Source organism: Streptomyces sp. NPDC021080 (assembly GCF_044333225.1).
GTDB lineage: Bacteria > Actinomycetota > Actinomycetes > Streptomycetales > Streptomycetaceae > Streptomyces.
The window spans coordinates 37,291-54,800 of the sequence record NZ_JBIRQM010000006.1; the positions used below are offsets into that span (position 1 = coordinate 37,291).

The 17,510-nt window shown below is 72.1% G+C and carries 14 protein-coding genes; 7 read left to right on the forward strand and 7 right to left on the reverse strand.

The window, feature by feature from the left end; genetic code table 11:
- Positions 1-150: 150 nt before the first annotated feature.
- The gene (locus ACH4S8_RS15950) at positions 151-1,146 is read left to right on the forward strand and encodes a glycoside hydrolase family 6 protein (protein WP_398394193.1); all 996 of its coding nucleotides are present in this window, start codon (positions 151-153) and stop codon (positions 1,144-1,146) included.
- A 99-nt stretch (positions 1,147-1,245) separates the two neighbouring features.
- Here the strand turns inward: ACH4S8_RS15950 and ACH4S8_RS15955 are convergent, their stop codons facing one another.
- The 4 genes from ACH4S8_RS15955 to ACH4S8_RS15970 all read right to left on the reverse strand — a co-directional run bounded on the left by ACH4S8_RS15955 (position 1,246) and on the right by ACH4S8_RS15970 (position 5,922).
- Positions 1,246-3,222 carry a galactose oxidase-like domain-containing protein gene (locus tag ACH4S8_RS15955; RefSeq protein WP_398394195.1) on the reverse strand — a complete coding sequence of 659 codons (1,977 nt, stop codon included), beginning with the start codon at positions 3,220-3,222 and terminating at the stop codon, positions 1,246-1,248.
- 3 nt (positions 3,223-3,225) lie between these two features.
- Entirely contained in the window at positions 3,226-5,013 is a 1,788-nt protein-coding gene (locus tag ACH4S8_RS15960; protein ID WP_398394197.1) for a glycosyltransferase family 2 protein, read from the reverse strand.
- Between the two features lie 274 nt (positions 5,014-5,287).
- Entirely contained in the window at positions 5,288-5,581 is a 294-nt protein-coding gene (locus ACH4S8_RS15965; RefSeq protein WP_382787309.1) for an MTH1187 family thiamine-binding protein, read from the reverse strand.
- Positions 5,578-5,922: a DUF3817 domain-containing protein gene (locus ACH4S8_RS15970; protein ID WP_398394200.1), complete on the reverse strand. Its 345-nt coding sequence runs from the start codon at positions 5,920-5,922 to the stop codon at positions 5,578-5,580. The genes ACH4S8_RS15965 and ACH4S8_RS15970 overlap by 4 nt, the downstream gene beginning before the upstream one ends.
- Positions 5,923-6,122: 200 nt before the next feature.
- Between ACH4S8_RS15970 and ACH4S8_RS15975 the strand changes: the two genes are divergently transcribed.
- The 4 genes from ACH4S8_RS15975 to ACH4S8_RS15990 all read left to right on the forward strand — a co-directional run bounded on the left by ACH4S8_RS15975 (position 6,123) and on the right by ACH4S8_RS15990 (position 8,785).
- A complete protein-coding gene (locus ACH4S8_RS15975) occupies positions 6,123-6,755 on the forward strand; it encodes an AIM24 family protein (protein ID WP_398395026.1) in 633 nt (210 codons plus the stop codon).
- Position 6,756: 1 nt separating this feature from the next.
- A complete protein-coding gene (locus ACH4S8_RS15980) occupies positions 6,757-7,407 on the forward strand; it encodes an AIM24 family protein (protein WP_398395028.1) in 651 nt (216 codons plus the stop codon).
- Complete coding sequence (locus tag ACH4S8_RS15985) at positions 7,404-8,204, forward strand: AIM24 family protein (RefSeq protein ID WP_398394202.1); 801 nt, start codon at positions 7,404-7,406, stop codon at positions 8,202-8,204. The genes ACH4S8_RS15980 and ACH4S8_RS15985 overlap by 4 nt, the downstream gene beginning before the upstream one ends.
- A gap of 104 nt (positions 8,205-8,308) precedes the next feature.
- Positions 8,309-8,785, forward strand: a complete 477-nt coding sequence (locus ACH4S8_RS15990; protein ID WP_365879541.1) for a MarR family transcriptional regulator — start codon at positions 8,309-8,311, stop codon at positions 8,783-8,785.
- A 43-nt stretch (positions 8,786-8,828) separates the two neighbouring features.
- Here the strand turns inward: ACH4S8_RS15990 and ACH4S8_RS15995 are convergent, their stop codons facing one another.
- From ACH4S8_RS15995 to ACH4S8_RS16005, 3 genes are all read right to left on the reverse strand, one after another.
- On the reverse strand, positions 8,829-10,106 hold the full coding sequence (locus ACH4S8_RS15995) for an MFS transporter (protein ID WP_398394204.1): 1,278 nt from the start codon (positions 10,104-10,106) through the stop codon (positions 8,829-8,831).
- A gap of 516 nt (positions 10,107-10,622) precedes the next feature.
- On the reverse strand, positions 10,623-11,579 hold the full coding sequence (gene meaB / locus ACH4S8_RS16000; RefSeq protein ID WP_398395030.1) for a methylmalonyl Co-A mutase-associated GTPase MeaB: 957 nt from the start codon (positions 11,577-11,579) through the stop codon (positions 10,623-10,625).
- Positions 11,580-11,619: 40 nt separating this feature from the next.
- A complete protein-coding gene (locus ACH4S8_RS16005) occupies positions 11,620-12,822 on the reverse strand; it encodes an acetyl-CoA C-acetyltransferase (RefSeq protein ID WP_398394206.1) in 1,203 nt (400 codons plus the stop codon).
- A gap of 148 nt (positions 12,823-12,970) precedes the next feature.
- Here ACH4S8_RS16005 and mce point away from each other — a divergent pair, with 148 nt between their 5' ends.
- Both mce and scy read left to right on the forward strand, forming a co-directional pair.
- Positions 12,971-13,411: a methylmalonyl-CoA epimerase gene (gene mce / locus ACH4S8_RS16010; protein ID WP_398394209.1), complete on the forward strand. Its 441-nt coding sequence runs from the start codon at positions 12,971-12,973 to the stop codon at positions 13,409-13,411.
- A gap of 241 nt (positions 13,412-13,652) precedes the next feature.
- Positions 13,653-17,501 carry a polarized growth protein Scy gene (gene scy / locus ACH4S8_RS16015; protein WP_398394211.1) on the forward strand — a complete coding sequence of 1,283 codons (3,849 nt, stop codon included), beginning with the start codon at positions 13,653-13,655 and terminating at the stop codon, positions 17,499-17,501.
- Positions 17,502-17,510: the final 9 nt, after the last annotated feature.

Consider the following 17,510-nt stretch of genomic DNA (forward strand, 5'->3'; position numbering starts at 1 on the left):
AGACCGGGGCGGCCTGGACGGCCGGAAGACCGGGGCGGCCGGGGGCTTCGGAAACGCCGGGTGCCCCACCGCGCCACGCCGCTTCCCTTCCGGAATGTTCTTGTGTGCCACGATTGGTGACTGTTCGTCGCCTTCGTGCAAGGGAGCAGCATGCCCCGGCTGATCCACGCCCTCGCGGCACTCGCGGCGCTCGGGCTCATGGCGGGCTGCGCCTCCGGACCCGAGGCCGGCCGGGCCCCGGCCGCCGGTGGCGCCTCGCAGCGGACGGGCGCCGCCACCCGCTCCCCGTTCTGGGTCGACCCGGCGGGCCCGGCGGCCCGGCAGGCCGAGGTGTGGCGCCGGCAGGGCCGCACCGCGGACGCCACGCTGCTGCGGCGGATCGCGGACGAGCCCGTCGCGCTGTGGCCGGCCGGCGAGGACCCCGGCCCGGCGGTCCGCTCGGCGACCGCGTCCGCGACCCGGGAGGGGCGGACGGCGCTGTTCGTGGCGTACGACATTCCGCACCGGGACTGCGGCCAGCACTCGGCGGGCGGAGCGGCGGACGCGGACGCCTACCGGCGGTGGATCGGCCGGTTCGCCGACTCCATCGGTGACGGCCGGGCCCTGGTGGTCCTGGAACCGGACGCGGTCGCCCACATCGTGGACGGCTGCACGCCCGGCGAGTACCACGACGAACGCGAGCGACTGCTGCGCGAGGCGGTCGTCCGGCTGAAGCGCCAGCCACGCACCACGGTGTACCTGGACGCCGGGAACCCCTCCTGGATCCCCGACTCCGGGAAGCTGGTCGAGCCCCTGGAACGGGCGGGCATCGCGGACGCCGACGGCTTCTCGCTCAACGTCTCCAACTTCCAGACGGACACGGCCAGCAGGCGGTACGGCGTCCGCTTGTCCGGCAGGCTCGGCGGCAAGCACTTCGTCGTCGACACCAGCCGCAACGGCAACGGCCCGCTGGAGGGGGTCTGGTGCAACCCGCCGGGCCGGGCGCTGGGCACCCCGCCGACCACGGCCACCGGCGAACCCGCCCTCGACGCCTACCTGTGGATCAAGCGGCCCGGGGAGTCGGACGGAGAATGCGGGGGCGGTCCGGCGGCCGGCCGGTGGTGGCCGGAGTACGCCCTGGAGCTGACCCGCGGCTCCGCCCCCTGACGTCCGCCGCGAGCCGGACGGCGACCCGCACCCCACGAGCGCCGTCGGCCGCCCGTCATCCGCGGGCCGTCATCCGCGGCCCGCCGTCCGCCGTCCCGGTCACCTGACGTGGATCCACTTCGCCTCGGACGGCGTGCCCTGCGCGTCCGTCACGAAGAGCATGTACCAGCCGGGCGGCACCAGCGCCGGGTCCCTCGGGACGTCGACGGTGACCGAGTCCGCCGTCTTCGCCAGCCCCAGCTCGATCGACCGCTGCTCGACGTCCGTGGTGTGGGTGACGGCGCTCGGCCGCATCAGCCGGGCCCTCGCGACCCGTTCCGGATGGCCGGTGGCGAACGTCGCCCGGTGGTTCACGTCGAGCTCCTCGGGACCGGCGCCCAGCACCGGACGCCGCGCGCCGTTGCGGTGCAGCGCGGGCGGGGTGAACACCTCCATCCGCTGTTCGAAGTGCCCCAGCTTGGTGTTCTTCCGGTCGTCGAAGAGCGGGTCCGAGCCGAAGGTGGCGACGCGTCCGTCGGGCAGGAGCAGCGCCTCGGAGTGGTAGTTGCGGCCCACGCGGGGGGACGCGGCCTCGTGGAAGGTGTTGGTCCGGGGATCGTAGAACTGCGCCTTGAGGATGTTGCTGGCGCCGCGTCCGCGGTAGTCCTTGGAGCCGTTGGTGGTGAAGACGGTGTCGTCCGGCATGATCACGCTGTTCAGATAGCGCGTGCCCTGGGGCAGGTCGGGGCCGTCCTCGAAGGCCGGGCTGTCCTTCTTGAGGTCGACGATCGCGGTACGGGCCGTGGACTTCCCGGACTCGCCGACGCCTCCGCCGCCGAGGATCATCACCTTCTGGTCCTGGGCGGGCGGGAGCAGGACCGAGGCGGAGGTCTCCGTCCGGTCGGCGTCCCGCAGGCCGGGCACCTTCTGGAAGGTGTTGGTCCGCGGGTCCCACAGGCCCGGCTCACGGCCCTGGTCGGCGGGCCCGTACCCGGCGTTGGAGGCCGGGTAGAAGAGTTTGCCGCCCTTGGTGAGGAAGAGGGCCGGGTAGGTGGGGAAGTAGCGGTGGGGGCCGGGGCTCCACTTCTTCGTCACCGGGTCGTAGATCTCGGTGTCGCCGGGGTCGATGACCCCGACGTCGTCGAGGCCGGAGACCGCGAGGACCCGTCCGTCGTCCAGTCCCACGAGGGTCGGGTACCAGCGGGCCTTGTCCATCGGGTCGACGGGGATGTACCGCTCGGCCCTCGGGTCGAACTCGTAGGCGGCCCTGATGCCCTGGAAGTCCTGCTTCTCCAGGGTGATCTTCTCCGAGAGGCCGTACGTGTTGCGGGCGTCCTCGCCGCGCAGGCCGACGATCTCGTACTGGGCCTGCCGGTCGGTGACCGATCCCGGGCCCTTCTCCTCGGCCTCCACGAAGACACGGGCCTCCCCGGCGGTGACCTCGGTCCGCCAGGGCTGCATGACGCCGTTGCGGTCGTAGGTGACGACCTGGTTCCGCTTCGCCCTGGGGACCGTCACGTCGACCCTGCTGACGTAGTCGACGCCGGCGGGCGAGCGGAAGACGGTGCCCTTCTTGAGGACGACGTCGTGGTCGGGGTTCTCGTTCTTCACGCGCATGCCCCCGCCGGCCCGGACGACCTCGCCGTCCAGCTTCTCGTAGCGGGCGGTGCCGCCGGCCACGAGCATCCTGCCGTCGGGGAGCTGGGCGTGCCCGGAGCAGAAGAAGTCGTCCGGGGTGGGGATCTTCTTGAAGGTGTCCGTCCTCGGGTCCCACAGGACCGTGTCGAAGGACCCCTGGTCGAACTTCCTCTGCTCGTTGCCCGACCCGGCGACGATGAGCACCTTCCCGGTGTGCAGCAGGGCCGCGTGGATCGCGTTGGTGCGGTACTCCGCGGGGATGTCGACCCGGCTCCAGGAGCCGTACTCCGCCTGGTACGCGGGCCGGGAGATCTTGTACTCGTGGTACGCCTCACCGGCGAAGCCGAGCGCGGCCGGGGCGTTGAGTCCCGCGAGGACGGCGATGCCCGCGATGCCGAGCAGCGTCTTCCTCGTCTTCTTCGAGGGCCGGTACGCCTTCTGCGGGGGCCGGTGCGCCATGGCCTAGGTGCCTCCTGTCGTGGAGCCGGTGACCGTGACGGGGGTGGCGGCGGCCACCGATTCCCGGCGGTCGGGAAGACGGACGGACGCGGCGGACGCGGGCGCCGCGAGCCGGGCCCGGCGCTCCCCTTCGCGCGTGCGGATCCAGACCACGACCGGGGCGAGGGAGATGCCCATGGTCAGCAGCGCCCAGGTCCGCATGGCCGCGTGGGTGTGGCCGAGGACGACCGAGGCGCCGAGCGAGACGGCGAGGAACGCGGCCCAGCCGAGGTGGACGCGGAAGGTCCCGAGCCGGTCGGGGCTCGCGTCGCGGCCCTTCGGGGTGACGACGAAGCGGCTGGGGCGGCGGAGAACCGCCCCGCCCAGCGCCTTCAGGTAGACGGGCGCCGACAGGGCCGACATCGCCATGCCGGCCAGGCCGCCGGATCCCTCGGGCTCGTGCGGCGAGACGTTGTGCCGCCGGTTCCACAGGTACAGACAGATCTGCAGGGCGGCGGCGTCGCTGTAGAGCATCAGCCACACGGACGCGGTGACCTGCGTCCCGGACGCCCCGAACCACAGGAACAGGAAGCAGCTCAGGATGCCCAGAAGCCAGTTGACGGCCGTCATCGGGTAGTAGAGGAGCATCAGCGTGTACGACAGCAGCCGGCCGGCCGGCATGGTGAACAGCGCCTTCCCGTACTGCCGGAACAAGGTCTCGTAGGAGCCGCGCGACCAGCGTGTCTGCTGGGTGAAGAAGTCGGTCCAGGAGGAGGGCCCCTCGCCGACGGCGAGGACGTCCGGGGTGTAGACGGACCGCCAGTGCCGGCCCGTGCGGGGGTTGCGGTGCCGGTGCAGTTCGAACCCGGTGGCCATGTCCTCGGTGATGGAGTCGTACAGCCCGCCGATCTGCTTGAGGGCCGCGATCCGCACGACGTTGTTGGTGCCGACGAACATCGGGGAGCCGTACCGGTTGCCGGCGCGCTGGATCAGGGCGTGGAAGAGGAACTGCTGCGACTCCGCGGCCTTGGTGACGGGGTTCTCGTAGTTCCCGTACACCTGGGGTCCGACGACGAACGCGACGTCGGGGTCACGGAAGTAGCCCATCATCCGCTCGAGGAATCCGGGCAGCGGGACGTGGTCGGTGTCGACGGAGGCGAAGAAGTCGTACGCGTGCCCGCAGAGGTCGAGCCACGCGTTGTAGTTGCCGTGCTTGGTACGGGCCCGGTGGCTTCCCCCGGGACGGTTCCACTCGGGCACCCCGAACCGGGTGAAGTGCCGGACCCCGAGCTCGGCGCAGAGGGCTCTGGCCCGGTCGTCGTCGCCCTCGTCGAGGAGCCAGACGTCGAGGGGGCCGGTGTGGGTGAGCGCGACCGCGCCCTCCAGGGTGGCGCGGACCGTGGCGAGGGGTTCCTTTCCCGGGACGTAGGTGGTGAGGAAGGCGACCCGGGTCCCGTGCGCGGGAACGACGGGAACGGGGTCGCGCGCGACCATCGTCGCGTGGGCGATGCTCATGACGTTGACGACCATGAAGAGTTCGATCAGGCCGATGGCGACGAGCATCGTGGTGTCGAGGGCGGTCCGCCACGGCTGGCCGCCCTCGCGTTCCACCCAGTGGGTGGGCCACACGAGGTAGGCGAGGAGCGCGCCGGTGAGGACCGGGGCGAGGGTCATCAGCAGGACGGCGCTCGTTCGGTGCGGCTCTCGCGACAGGAGCTTGGTGTACTGCACCCGGTAGCCGGTGCCGGACGGCTCGGTCAGGGGTCCGGCGAGTCGGCTGTAGGTGTCGTAGTCGTAGCCCGCGGGCCGCACATCGCCCTCCCGTGGTGAACGAGCCGGTGATCGTCCTGGCTGTCACCCCCACACAAGTGGAGTTTTGACGACGTGTCGAACGGGGCGCGTCCGGTCGGGTGCGGGGGCGTGCGGCCGGGTGGTCTTTCGTCCCTGCCGTCTCCCGGGCACGAAAAACCCCGGTCCTGGGGACCGGGGTTCCGGGCAGGGGGCCTGCGCCCCGGGGTCGTGTCGATATGCCGACATACCGTCATGCGGCCGTACGGCCGTGCCGACATACCGTCATGCGGTGCGGTCACGCCGACAGGTGCCGCTCCACCGTCTCCACCTTGGAGGTGAGGCCGTCCGTCACGCCGGGACGGATGTCGGCCTTGAGGACGAGCGAGACGCGGGGCGCGCGCGCCTCGACGGCGGCGACGGCGCGCTTGACGACGGCCATCACCTCGTCCCACTCGCCCTCGACGGAGGTGAACATCGCGTCGGTGCGGTTGGGCAGGCCCGACTCGCGGACCACGCGGACGGCGTCGGCGACGTACTCCCCCACGTCCTCGCCGACACCGAGCGGCGTCACGGAGAAGGCGACGATCATGCCTTCACGGCCCCTTCCGCGAAGGCGCGGGAGGCGACGACCGCGTCCTCGGCCTCGCGCTTGAGCTTGCGCTCGGCGAAGAAGCCGCCGGTGGGCAGGACGGAGAGCACGAAGTACAGGACGCCGGTGCGGGCGTTCCACCGGGCGCGGTTCCAGGCGTCCAGCCAGAAGATCACGTACAGGACGAAGAGGACGCCGTGGACCGCGCCCATCACGGGCACGGCGTTGAAGTCCGTGGTCCGCTTCAGCACCGAGCAGACGAGCAGCAGCAGGAAGGAAACGGCTTCCGGGGCCGAGACCAGGCGGAGCCGGCGGAGTGCGGTGGCGGTCTTTATGTCCACGGGTCACCTTCGGTGGGTTCGCTGTCGGGGGGAACGCTTCCTTGTGAACGCAAGCACAAGCGTCCCGGCCATTGTGGCATCCGGCGGGCGTGATCCCGGGCCCGGGGGCGGGCGACACCCCTAGGGGGCGGATCAGGGACGGGATCCACCCACGGGCTCTGTCGGCCGTCCGGCCCTGCGGCTACCTTCACTGCGTGGCGATGTTTCGACTTCAGGGCAGCAAGGTGCTGGCCGTCGACATGACCGGGGACGCCGTGAAGGCGAAGAACGGCTCCATGGTCGCGTACGACGGCCAGATGGCCTTCAAGAAACTCAGCGGGGGCGGTGAGGGGATCCGGGGGATGGTGACCCGGCGCCTCACCGGCGAGCAGATGACGGTGATGGAGGTGAAGGGGCACGGCACCTGCTGGTTCGCCGACCGGGCCTCGGAGATCAACCTGGTGTCCCTGCGGGGGGACAAGCTGTACGTGGAGTCGAGCAACCTGCTCGCCACGGACACGGGCCTGCGCACGGGCACCACGTTCACGGGGCTGCGCGGCGCCTCGCAGGGCAACGGTCTGTTCACGACGACGGTCGAGGGCCACGGGCAGGCGGCGATCACGTCGGACGGGCCCGCGGTGGTGCTGAGGGTGAGTGCCCAGTACCCGCTGACGGTCGATCCGGGCGCGTACATCGCCCACCAGGGCAACGTACGGCAGTCGCTGCAGTCCGGTGTGACGTTCCGCACGCTCCTCGGCGAGGGCGGCGGCGAGGCGTTCCAGATGCGCTTCGAGGGCGACGGGCTGGTCTACGTCCAGCCCAGTGAGCGCAACACGATCGCGGGGGATGTGTGAGATGGCGTTCCGCGAGGTGAACTCGAAGATGATCGAGGCGACGGTGGTGCCGGGGCAGCGGCTGTTCAGTCAGCGCGGCGCGATGCTCGCCTACAAGGGCGAGGTGTCGTTCACGCCCAACGTCCAGGGCGGTCAGGGCGGGGTGATGTCGATGATCGGCCGCCGGCTGGCGAACGAGGCGACCCCGCTCATGACCGTGGAGGGCTCGGGCACGGTGTTCTTCGGGCACGGCGGCCACCATGTCCATGTGATCACCCTCACGGGTGACACGCTGTACGTCGAGGCGGACCGGCTGCTCGCCTTCGACGGGACGCTGCAGCAGGGCACGGTGTTCCTGGGCTCGCAGGGCGGTGTCATGGGGATGGTGCGGGGCCAGGTGACGGGCCAGGGGCTCTTCACGACCACGCTCAAGGGCCACGGAGCCGTGGCCGTCATGGCGCACGGCGGTGTCTTCGAGGTCCCGATCACCCCGCAGCGGACGGTGCACGTCGACCCGCAGGCGTACGTCGCCCATCACGGCGACGTACGCAACAAGCTGTCCACGGCGCTGGGCTGGCGCGACATGGTGGGACGCGGCTCGGGCGAGGCGTTCCAGCTGGAGCTGAGCGGCAGCGGTTCGGTGTACGTCCAGGCCTCGGAGGAGAAGCTGTGAGCGGGTACGGAGCCCCCGGCGGGCCGGTGATCCACGATCCGATGTCGCTGCCGGTCGACGACAACGTCAACAAGTACACCTTCTGTGTGGAACTCAAAGGGAGCGAGTGGTTCCTGCAGAAGGGCAAGATGATCGCCTACTACGGATCCATGGAGTTCAACGGCATCGGACACGGCCGACTCGACCGCCTCGTCCGCACGTCGTTCCATTCGCCACTGCACGCGAGCGACTGGGTCGTGGCACAGGGCTCGGGCAAGATGCTGCTCGCCGACCGGGCCTTCGACGTCAATTCGTACGACCTCGACGACGGCAACCTGACCATTCGCTCGGGCAATCTGCTCGCTTTTCAGCCAAGTCTCGCGCTCAAACAGTCGATCGTGCCGGGCTTTCTGACACTGATCGGAACCGGCAAGTTCGTGGCCGCGTCCAACGGTCCGGTGGTGTTCATGGAACCCCCGATCCGGGTGGACCCGCAGGCCCTCGTCGGCTGGGCCGACTGCCCCTCCCCCTGCCACCACTACGACCACGGGTACATGACGGGCGTGATGGGCGGTCTACGTGCGATGACGGGCCTCGGAGGGGCCTCCGGGGAGGAGCACCAGTTCGAGTTCGTGGGGGCGGGCACGGTACTGCTCCAGTCCACCGAGATCCTGATGGCCGAGCAGGCCACGGGGGCGGTCCCGCACCAGGCCGGGGTGCCCGGCGCGGGAGGGGTGCCCGGTCAACACGGGCAGCAGACCGGGGCACCGCGCCTTCCCGGACAGCTGGGAGACCTCCAGCGTCGCTTCGGGCTGTGAGCGGTAGTCTGCGGAGTGTGACATCGAACGCGCATCGAACGCGTGCGCACCGTCACACAACCCCTCACTAGTTCACATTTCAACATTTTAGGTAGACTTCATCTATGGAGACCGAGACGGCCACGCGCTGGCTGACCGATGCGGAGCAGTGCGCCTGGCGCACCCACCTGGAGGTCAACAGGCTGTTGACGTACCAGCTCGAAAGGGACCTTCAGCCGTTCGGGCTGACGATGAACGACTACGAGATCCTGGTGAACCTCTCCGAGTCGGAGGGCGTACGCATGCGGATGAGCGACCTGGCGTCCGCCACCCTCCAGTCCAAGAGCCGGCTCTCGCACCAGATCACGCGCATGGAGAACGCGGACCTGGTGCGACGGGAGAACTGCGAGTCCGACCGGCGAGGGCTGTACGCGGTCCTCACCGAACACGGCATGGAGACCATGAAGAAGGTTTCGCCGCATCACGTGGCCTCCGTGCGGCGGCACTTCATCGACCTGGTGTCGCCCGAGGCGCTCGAGGACCTGCACAAGTCGCTGCGCCCGATCGCCGAACACCTGCTGGGACAGCGCGGCAAGCCGTAGGACCGGAGCCCCCGCGTCCGCGGCACGATCCCGACAGCAGCCCTCAGCCGGGCAGTTGCGCACCGTCCGCCACCCCGGACCGGGCGCCGCCGGCCGCACCGTACCCCGCGTCCGCATCCGGACGCGGGGTACGTGCGCTTCGTACGCAGACCAGGGCCGCGGTGATCGCCAGCGCCCCCGAGACCGCGAAGCACAGCCCCAGCGGAAGCCGGCCCACCAGCAGGCCCGCACCGGCGGCGCCCCCGGAACTCCCGGCGTTCACCGCGGTGTTGACCCAGGCGCCGGCCTGGGTGCGAAAGCCCGGCGGGGCCGCCGCGTCGGCCATCAGGTAGGACGTCGTCAGGGCCGGGGCGACGAAGAAGCCCGCGCAGGCGACGGCCACGGCCAGGGTGCCGAGGCCGTCGGCGAGTCCCGCTCCGAGCAGGGCGAGGCCCAGGGCGCCGGCCAGCAGCGGCAGCCGTGTGCCGGGAGCCGTGCGCCAGTCGACCGCGCCGTTCAGCAGGCCGCCCAGCGCACTGCCCAGTGACAGCGCGGCGAGCACCCAGGCCACCACACCGGCGCCGTGATGGTGCTGCTCGGCGAACGCCATGACCAGGAGGTCGACCGCGCCGAGGGAGAGACCGACGCCCAGCGCGACGACGACGGGCCGGGCGAGGGCCCGGCCGCCCCGCCGGCGGCGCCCGCCGCGCGCCGCCTTCGCCGCGGCCGGACGGACACCCGCCACGACCGGGGACAGGACGAAGCCCAGGGTTCCCGACCACACGAGCAGGGCGCTGAGGACGACCGCCGCGGCAGGCGGCGCCGTCTGCACGACCGCGCCGACGAGCAGCGGCCCGGAGACGAAGAGGATCTCCTCCGCGACACCGTCGAGGCTGTAGGCGCGCTGCAACAGCCGTTCGTCCCGGACCACTTCGCCCCACACGGCGCGCATCGTGGGACCGAGCGGCGGTGTGCAGGCGCCCGCCGCGACCGCCAGCGCGCCGATGGCCGGGGCCGGCGCGCCGGGCCGCCAGGCCGTGACCGCGAAGGCGGTGAGCAGGGCCGCGTAGAGCGAGGCCATGGGGATCAGGGCACGGCGGGCGCCGTACCGGTCGATCAGCGCCGCCCGCGCGGGCGACAGGAACACGCTCATCGCGCCGAACAGCGCCATGACCGTGCCGGCCACGGCGTACGAGCCGGTGGCGCGGGTGGTGGTGAGCATCATGGCCAGGGACACGACGCCGTACGAGAGACGGCCGGTCATGGCCGCCGCGAAGGTGCGGCGGGCATGGGGAATGCGGAAGAGCGCGGCGTAGGACGGCCGCGAGGACGACGCAGGCATGGGTGGATTTCCTCAACTGCGAGGCGGGACGGGGGTCGCCTGAGTGCCGCGACGCCACAGCCACGGTGCTGCGCTCACGTCGCGGGCCGGGGCGGGCCCTATGCCAAGAGGAGGAACATGGCCTCAACGTAACAGCGGCCGCGGGGAGTCGGCCAGCCCTTTCCCCGGCCACCGGCACGGCACCGCGCCGCCCCGCCGCCGGGGCCGTCCCCCCGGCACGACGCGCCGAGCCGCCCTCCCGAGGGGCGCGCCGTCTCGGGGCACGCACCCGGCGACGCCGGACACAACGCACCGCGCCCCGGCGCGCCGGGGTGCGGCAGCGGGGTGGGAGCGGGCCGGTCGGCCCCGAGAGGTGCGGCCCGGGACGGGCCGCGCACCCGGGCGGTACGGGACGCAACGCACCGCGCCCCGGCGCCGGGATGCGGCGGCGGGGCGGGGTGTGTCGGAAGCGGGCCGGCGGTTCCCGAAGGGATGCCGGCCGGGGCGGGGGCCGTTCGGGGGACGCGTCCGGGTGGGTCAGGTTTCCTTCAGGCCCTCGATCAGGGAGTCCGCGGCCGCGTAGGGGTCCAGTTCGCCCGCGACGATGCGCTCCGCGAGGGCGCTCAGCCGGCGGTCGCCGTGCAGGTCGCCGATACGGCGGCGCAGCGCGGTGACGGCGATCGTCTCGACCTCCTGGGACGCCCGGGCACGCCGGCGCTCGGCCAGGACGCCGTGCTCCTCCATCCACGCCCGGTGCTTCTCCAGGGCCTCGACGACCTCGTCGATGCCCTCGCCGCGCGCGGCGACGGTCTTGACGATCGGCGGGCGCCAGTCCCCCGGGCCTCGGGACTCGCCGAGGCTGAGCATGTGATTGAGCTCGCGCGCGGTGGCGTCGGCGCCGTCGCGGTCGGCCTTGTTGACGACGTACACGTCGCCGATCTCCAGGATTCCGGCCTTGGCGGCCTGGATGCCGTCGCCCATGCCGGGGGCGAGGAGGACGACGGAGGTGTCGGCCTGGGAGGCGATCTCCACCTCCGACTGACCGACGCCCACCGTCTCGACCAGGATCACGTCGCAGCCCGCCGCGTCCAGGACGCGGATGGCCTGGGGCGCCGACCAGGCGAGGCCGCCCAGGTGACCGCGCGTCGCCATCGAGCGGATGTAGACGCCCGGGTCGGAGGCGTGGTCGGACATCCGGACGCGGTCGCCGAGCAGCGCGCCCCCGGAGAACGGCGAGGACGGGTCGACGGCGAGGACGCCGACCCGCTTGCCCTGCCGCCGGTAGGCCGTCACCAGCGCCGACGTCGACGTCGACTTGCCGACGCCGGGCGACCCGGTGAGCCCCACCACGTACGCGTTGCCGGCCAGCGGGGCCAGCGCGGCCATGACCTCACGGAGCTGCGGTGCCGCTCCCTCCACGAGGGAGATCAGCCGGGCCACCGCCCGCGGCCGCCCTTCCCTGGCCTGGGTCACCAGCGAGGAGACGTCCTGCATCACAGCTCCGTTCACGAGAGGTCGGTCGGTCGAACGCGGGTCAGGCCTTGGCCACCCGCACGATCAGGGCGTCGCCCTGACCGCCGCCGCCGCACAGGGCGGCCGCGCCGACGCCGCCGCCGCGCCGCTTCAGTTCGAGGGCCAGGTGCAGCACCAGACGGGCGCCGGACATGCCGATCGGGTGGCCGAGGGCGATGGCGCCGCCGTTGACGTTCACCTTTTCCGTGGACACCCCGAGGTCCTTCATTGACTGGACCGCGACCGCCGCGAAGGCCTCGTTGATCTCGATCAGGTCGAGGTCCCCGACCTCCAGGCCCTCCTTCTTCAGGGCGTGCAGGATCGCGTTCGAGGGCTGCGACTGCAGGGAGTTGTCCGGGCCCGCCACGTTGCCGTGGGCACCGATCTCCGCGATCCACTCCAGACCGAGCTCCAGCGCCTTGGCCTTGCTCATCACGACCACGGCGGCGGCGCCGTCCGAGATCTGCGAGGCGCTGCCGGCGGTGATGGTGCCGTCCTTGGCGAAGGCGGGACGCAGCTTGCCGAGCGACTCGGCGGTCGTCTCGGCGCGGATGCCCTCGTCCTTGCTGAAGACGACCGGCTCGCCCTTGCGCTGCGGGATCTCGATCGGTGTGATCTCCGCCTCGAAGAGGCCGTTCTTCTGGGCGGCGGCCGCGCGCTGGTGGGAGAGCGCGGCGATCTCGTCCTGCACCGGACGCTGGATGCCGAGACGGGTGTTGTGCTTCTCCGTCGACTCGCCCATGGCGATGTTCTCGAAGGCGTCCGTCAGACCGTCGTGGGCCATGGCGTCGAGCATCTCGATCGCGCCGTACTTGAAGCCCTCGCGGGACTTCGGGAGCAGGTGCGGGGCGTTCGTCATGGACTCCTGGCCGCCGGCGACGACGATGTCGAACTCGCCGGCGCGGATCAGCTGGTCCGCCAGCGCGATGGCGTCGAGGCCGGAGAGACACACCTTGTTGATGGTCAGGGCCGGGACGTTCATCGGGATGCCCGCCTTGACGGCGGCCTGGCGTGCCGGGATCTGCCCCGCCCCGGCCTGGAGCACCTGGCCCATGATCACGTACTGCACCTGGTCGCCGCCGATGCCCGCACGGTCGAGGGCGGCCTTGATCGCGAAGCCGCCGAGGTCGGCCCCGGAGAAGGACTTCAGCGAGCCCAGCAGTCGTCCCATGGGCGTTCGGGCGCCCGCGACGATCACCGAGGTGTTGCTGTTCGTTCCAGACATGAGGTGCGATCCCCTTACCGGCTTGCACAGCCGAGGAGTGAACGAGGGTTTACTGAGAATGTACTGAGCGGTAGGCCACCCGTCATCCGGCCCGCAGTGTGATCGCGCGCACGTTGCGTAACCACGCCGGGAGCGCTGCACTGACTCCATGCTGACGCGAATCGACCACATCGGGATCGCCTGTTTCGACCTCGACAGGACTGTCGAGTTCTACCGTGCGACGTACGGCTTCGAGGTCTTCCACTCCGAGGTCAACGAGGAGCAGGGTGTCCGGGAGGCCATGCTCAAGATCAACGAGACGTCCGACGGCGGCGCCTCCTACCTCCAGCTGCTGGAACCCACCCGCGAGGACTCCGCCGTGGGCAAGTGGCTGGCCAAGAACGGCGAGGGCGTGCATCACATCGCCTTCGGCACCGCGGACGTCGACGGTGACGCCGCCGACATCCGCTCCAAGGGTGTCCGGGTGCTCTACGACGAGCCCAGGACCGGGTCCATGGGGTCCCGGATCACGTTCCTGCACCCCAAGGATTGCCACGGTGTACTGACAGAACTGGTCACTTCGGCGGCGGTTGAGTCACCTGAGCACTGACCTCCGTATATCTGGGCCGGTAGGGTTGGGGTCGGCCGTCGCCTTTCGCGGGGGACGGCCGTGGTCCTGGCGCCTTCCGGCGAGTGGGACCAAGGGCCGGGGTCCAGGTTTCGGGGGGCGAGCGTCGGGGCAGCAGCCCGTGCTCCGCCGTTGATCTGACACCATTCCCCGGGGGCCCCGTTCGGCCGAAGAACGGTGCTCGTTCGGAATTACATGACCAGGGGACGGATGGGACCGCGCAGTGCGGGGCTACGAACGCCAGGAGCGAGAGCCGGCGGCTGACGTCGACCACCTCTCTCGGTTCGAGGCCGAGATGGAACGGCTGAAGACCGAGCGGGAGAAGGCCGTCCAGCACGCCGAGGACCGCGGCTATCAGGTCGAGGTGCTGCGTGCCAAGCTGCACGAGGCACGCCGCAGTCTGGCGACCCGTCCTGCCTACGACGGGGCCGACATCGGCTACCAGGCCGAGCAGATGCTCCGTAATGCCCAGATGCAGGCCGACCAGCTGCGCGTCGACGCCGAGCGCGAGATCAGCCAGGCCCGGGCGCAGACCCAGCGTCTCCTCCAGGAGCACGCCGAGCACTCCGCGCGGCTCCAGGCCGAGCTGCACCAGGAGGCCGTCACCCGGCGTCAGCAGCTCGACCAGGAGCTGGCGGAGCGCCGCCAGACCGTCGAGTCGCACGTCAACGAGAACGTGGCGTGGGCGGAGCAGCTGCGCGCCCGCTCCGAGTCCCAGGCCCGCCGCCTGGTGGACGACTCGCGTGCCGAGGGCGAGCAGGCGCTCGCCGCGGCCCGCACGGAGGCCGAGCGGATCGTCGCCGAGGCGCGCCAGCGGCTCACCAACGACGCCGAGGCGGCCCGTGCGGAGGCCGAGGCGCTGCTGCGCCGTGCCCGCACGGACGCCGAACGCCTGCTGAACGCCGCCTCGACGCAGGCGCAGGAGGCCACCGACCACGCCGAGCAGCTGCGCAGCTCCACGGCGAGCGAGTCGGACAACGCCCGCCGCCAGGCCTCCGAGCTGAGCCGGGCCGCCGAGCAGCGGATGAGCGCCGCCGAGACGGCGCTGCGCGAGGCGCAGACCGAGGCGGACAAGGTCCTCAACGAGGCCAAGGAAGCCGCGGCGAAGACGATCGCGAGCGCCGAGTCGGTCAACGAACAGCGCACGCGGACGGCGAAGGAGCAGGTCGCCCGGCTGGTCAGCGAGGCCAACCAGGAGGCCGAGACCACCAAGACCGAGGCCGAGCAGCTCGTCGCGGACGCCCGCAGCAAGGCCGAGACGATCGTCGCGGAAGCCGAGGAGAGCGCCCGTAGCCTCACGGCCGAGGAGACCGCCTCCCAGCTCGCCAAGGCGGCCCGTACCGCCGAGGACGTGCTGAACAAGGCGTCCGAGGAGGCCAAGCGGACCACGAAGGCGGCGTCCGAGGAGGCCGAGCGGATCCGCACCGAGGCGGAGACCGAGGCCGACCGGCTGCGTGCCGAGGCGCACGACATCGCCGAGCAGCTCAAGGGCACGGCGAAGGACGACACCAAGGAGTACCGCGCCAAGACGGTCGAGCTCCAGGAGGAGGCGCGGCGGCTGCGCGGCGACGCGGAGCAGCTGCGTTCGGACGCGGTCGCCGAGGGCGAGCGCATCCGTGCCGAGGCCCGGCGCGAGGCCGTCCAGCAGATCGAGGAAGGCGCGAAGACCGCCGAGGAACTGCTCGGCAAGGCGAAGGCGGACGCGGACGAGCTGCGCCAGGCCGCCACGGCGGACAGCGAGAAGGTCCGCACCGAGGCCATCGAGCGCGCCACGGTGCTGCGCCGGCAGGCTGAGGAGACGCTGGAGCGGACCCGCGCGGAGGCCGACCGGAACCGCGCGGACGCCACCGAGCAGGCCGAGACGATCGTGGCCGACGCGGAGCGGGCCGCCGAACGGCAGCGCGAGGAGACCGAGCGGGCCATAGAGGCCCGTCAGGCCGAGGCCGCCGAGGGGCTGGCCCGGCTGCACACGGAGGCCGAGGAGCGTCTGGCCTCCGCCGAGCAGGCGCTGACCGACGCGCGCGCGGAGGCCGAGCGGATCCGCCGCGAGGCTTCCGAGGAGATCGACCGGCTGCGTTCGGAGTCCGCCGAGCGGATCCGTACGCTCCAGGAGCAGGCCGCGACGGAGGCCGACCGGCTGCGCGACGAGGCCGCGGCGGACGCTTCGGCGTCCCGCGCCGAGGGCGAGGCCATCGCGGTCCGGCTGCGTTCGGACGCCGTGGCGGAGGCCGAGCGGCTGAAGTCCGAGGCCCAGGACAGCGCCGACCGGGTGCGCGGCGAGGCGCAGGCCGCGGCCGAGCGCCTGGCGGCCGAGGGCGCCGAGACGCTGGCCGCCGCGCAGGAGGAGGCCGCCCGGCGCCGCCGCGAGGCCGAGGAGACCCTCGGTTCGGCGCGCCAGGAGGCCGACCAGGAGCGCGAGCGGGCCCGCGAGCAGAGCGAGGAGCTTCTCGCCTCCGCGCGCAAGCGGGTCGAGGAGGCCCAGACCGAGGCCGTACGGCTGGTCGAGGAGGCCGACCGGCGCGCGACCGAGATGGTCTCGAGCGCCGAGCAGACCGCGCAGCAGGTGCGGGACTCGGTGGCGGGGCTGCACGAGAGCGCCCAGGAGGAGATCACCGGTCTGCGCTCGGCCGCCGAGCACGCGGCGGACCGTACGCGCACCGAGGCGCAGGAGGAGGCGGACCGGGTCCGCGCCGACGCGTACGCGGAGCGGGAGCGGGCCGGCGAGGACGCGGCGCGGCTGCGGCGCGAGGCGAACGAGGAGCGGGAGGCCGCGAGCGCGCTCGCGGAGCGCACGGTCGCGGACGCGATCGCGGAGGCGGAGCGGATGCGCTCGGACGCCTCCGATCACGCCCAGCGGGTGCGCACCGAGGTGTCGGACGCGATCGCGAACGCCGACCAGGACGCCGCGCGCACCCGTGCGGACGCCCGGGAGGACGCGAACCGGATGCGCTCGGACGCGGCCGCGCAGGTGGACACGCTCATCACCGAGGCGACGGCGGAGGCCGACCGGCTCGCGATGGAGACCTCGGCCGAGGCCGAGCGGGTCCGTGCCGAGGCCGTGGCCAAGGCCGAGAAGCTCATCTCGGACGCGAGCGGTGACGCGGAGCGGCTGCGGGCCGAGGCCGCCGGGGCGGTCGGTTCCGCGCAGCAGCACTCCGAGCGGATCCGCACCGAGGCCGAGCGCTTCAAGGCGCGGGCGACGGAGGAGGCCGAGCGGCGTACGGCGGCGGCGCGCGAGGAGTCCGAGCGGCTGCTGGACGAGGCACGCCAGGAGGCGAACAAGAAGCGCTCCGAGGCGGCCGAGCAGGTCGACACGCTCATCTCCGAGACGGCGTCCGAGGCGGACAAGCTGCTCTCGGACGCGCAGCAGAGCGCGCAGAAGACGACGGCGGACGCCGAGTCGCAGGCCGACACGATGGTCGGCGTGGCGCGGGGCGAGGCCGAGCGGCTCGTCTCGGAGGCGACCGTCGAGGGCAACACGCTCGTGGAGCGGTCCCGCGCGGACGCGGACGAGCTGCTGATCGGTGCGCGCCGGGACGCCACGGCGATCCGGGAACGGGCCGAGGAGCTGCGCGACCGTGTCACGTCGGAGATCGAGGACCTGCACGAGCGGGCGCGCCGCGAGTCGTCCGAGGCGATGAAGAACGCGGGCGACCGGTGCGACGCGCTCATCAAGGCCGCGGAGGAGCAGCTCGCCAAGGCCGAGGCGAAGGCCAAGGACCTGGTGGCGGAGGCGAACTCCGAGGCGAGCAAGGTCCGTATCGCCGCCGTCCGCAAGGCCGAGGGGCTGCTCAAGGAGGCCGAGCAGAAGAAGGCGTCGCTGGTCGGCGAGGCGGAGAAGATCCGGTCCGAGGCGATCCAGGAGGCGAAGGCCGCCGTCGAGGAGGGCAAGCGCGACCTGGAGGTCCTGGTCCGCCGGCGCGAGGACATCAACACGGAGATCTCCCGTGTCCAGGACGTCCTCGAGGCGTTGGAGTCCTTCGAGGCCCCGGCGGGCGCGAAGGACGGCGGAGTGAAGGCGGGGGCGGCCGCGGGGGCGGCCCGTTCGGGCGGCAAGGCGTCGGAGAGCTAGGGCCGGTCG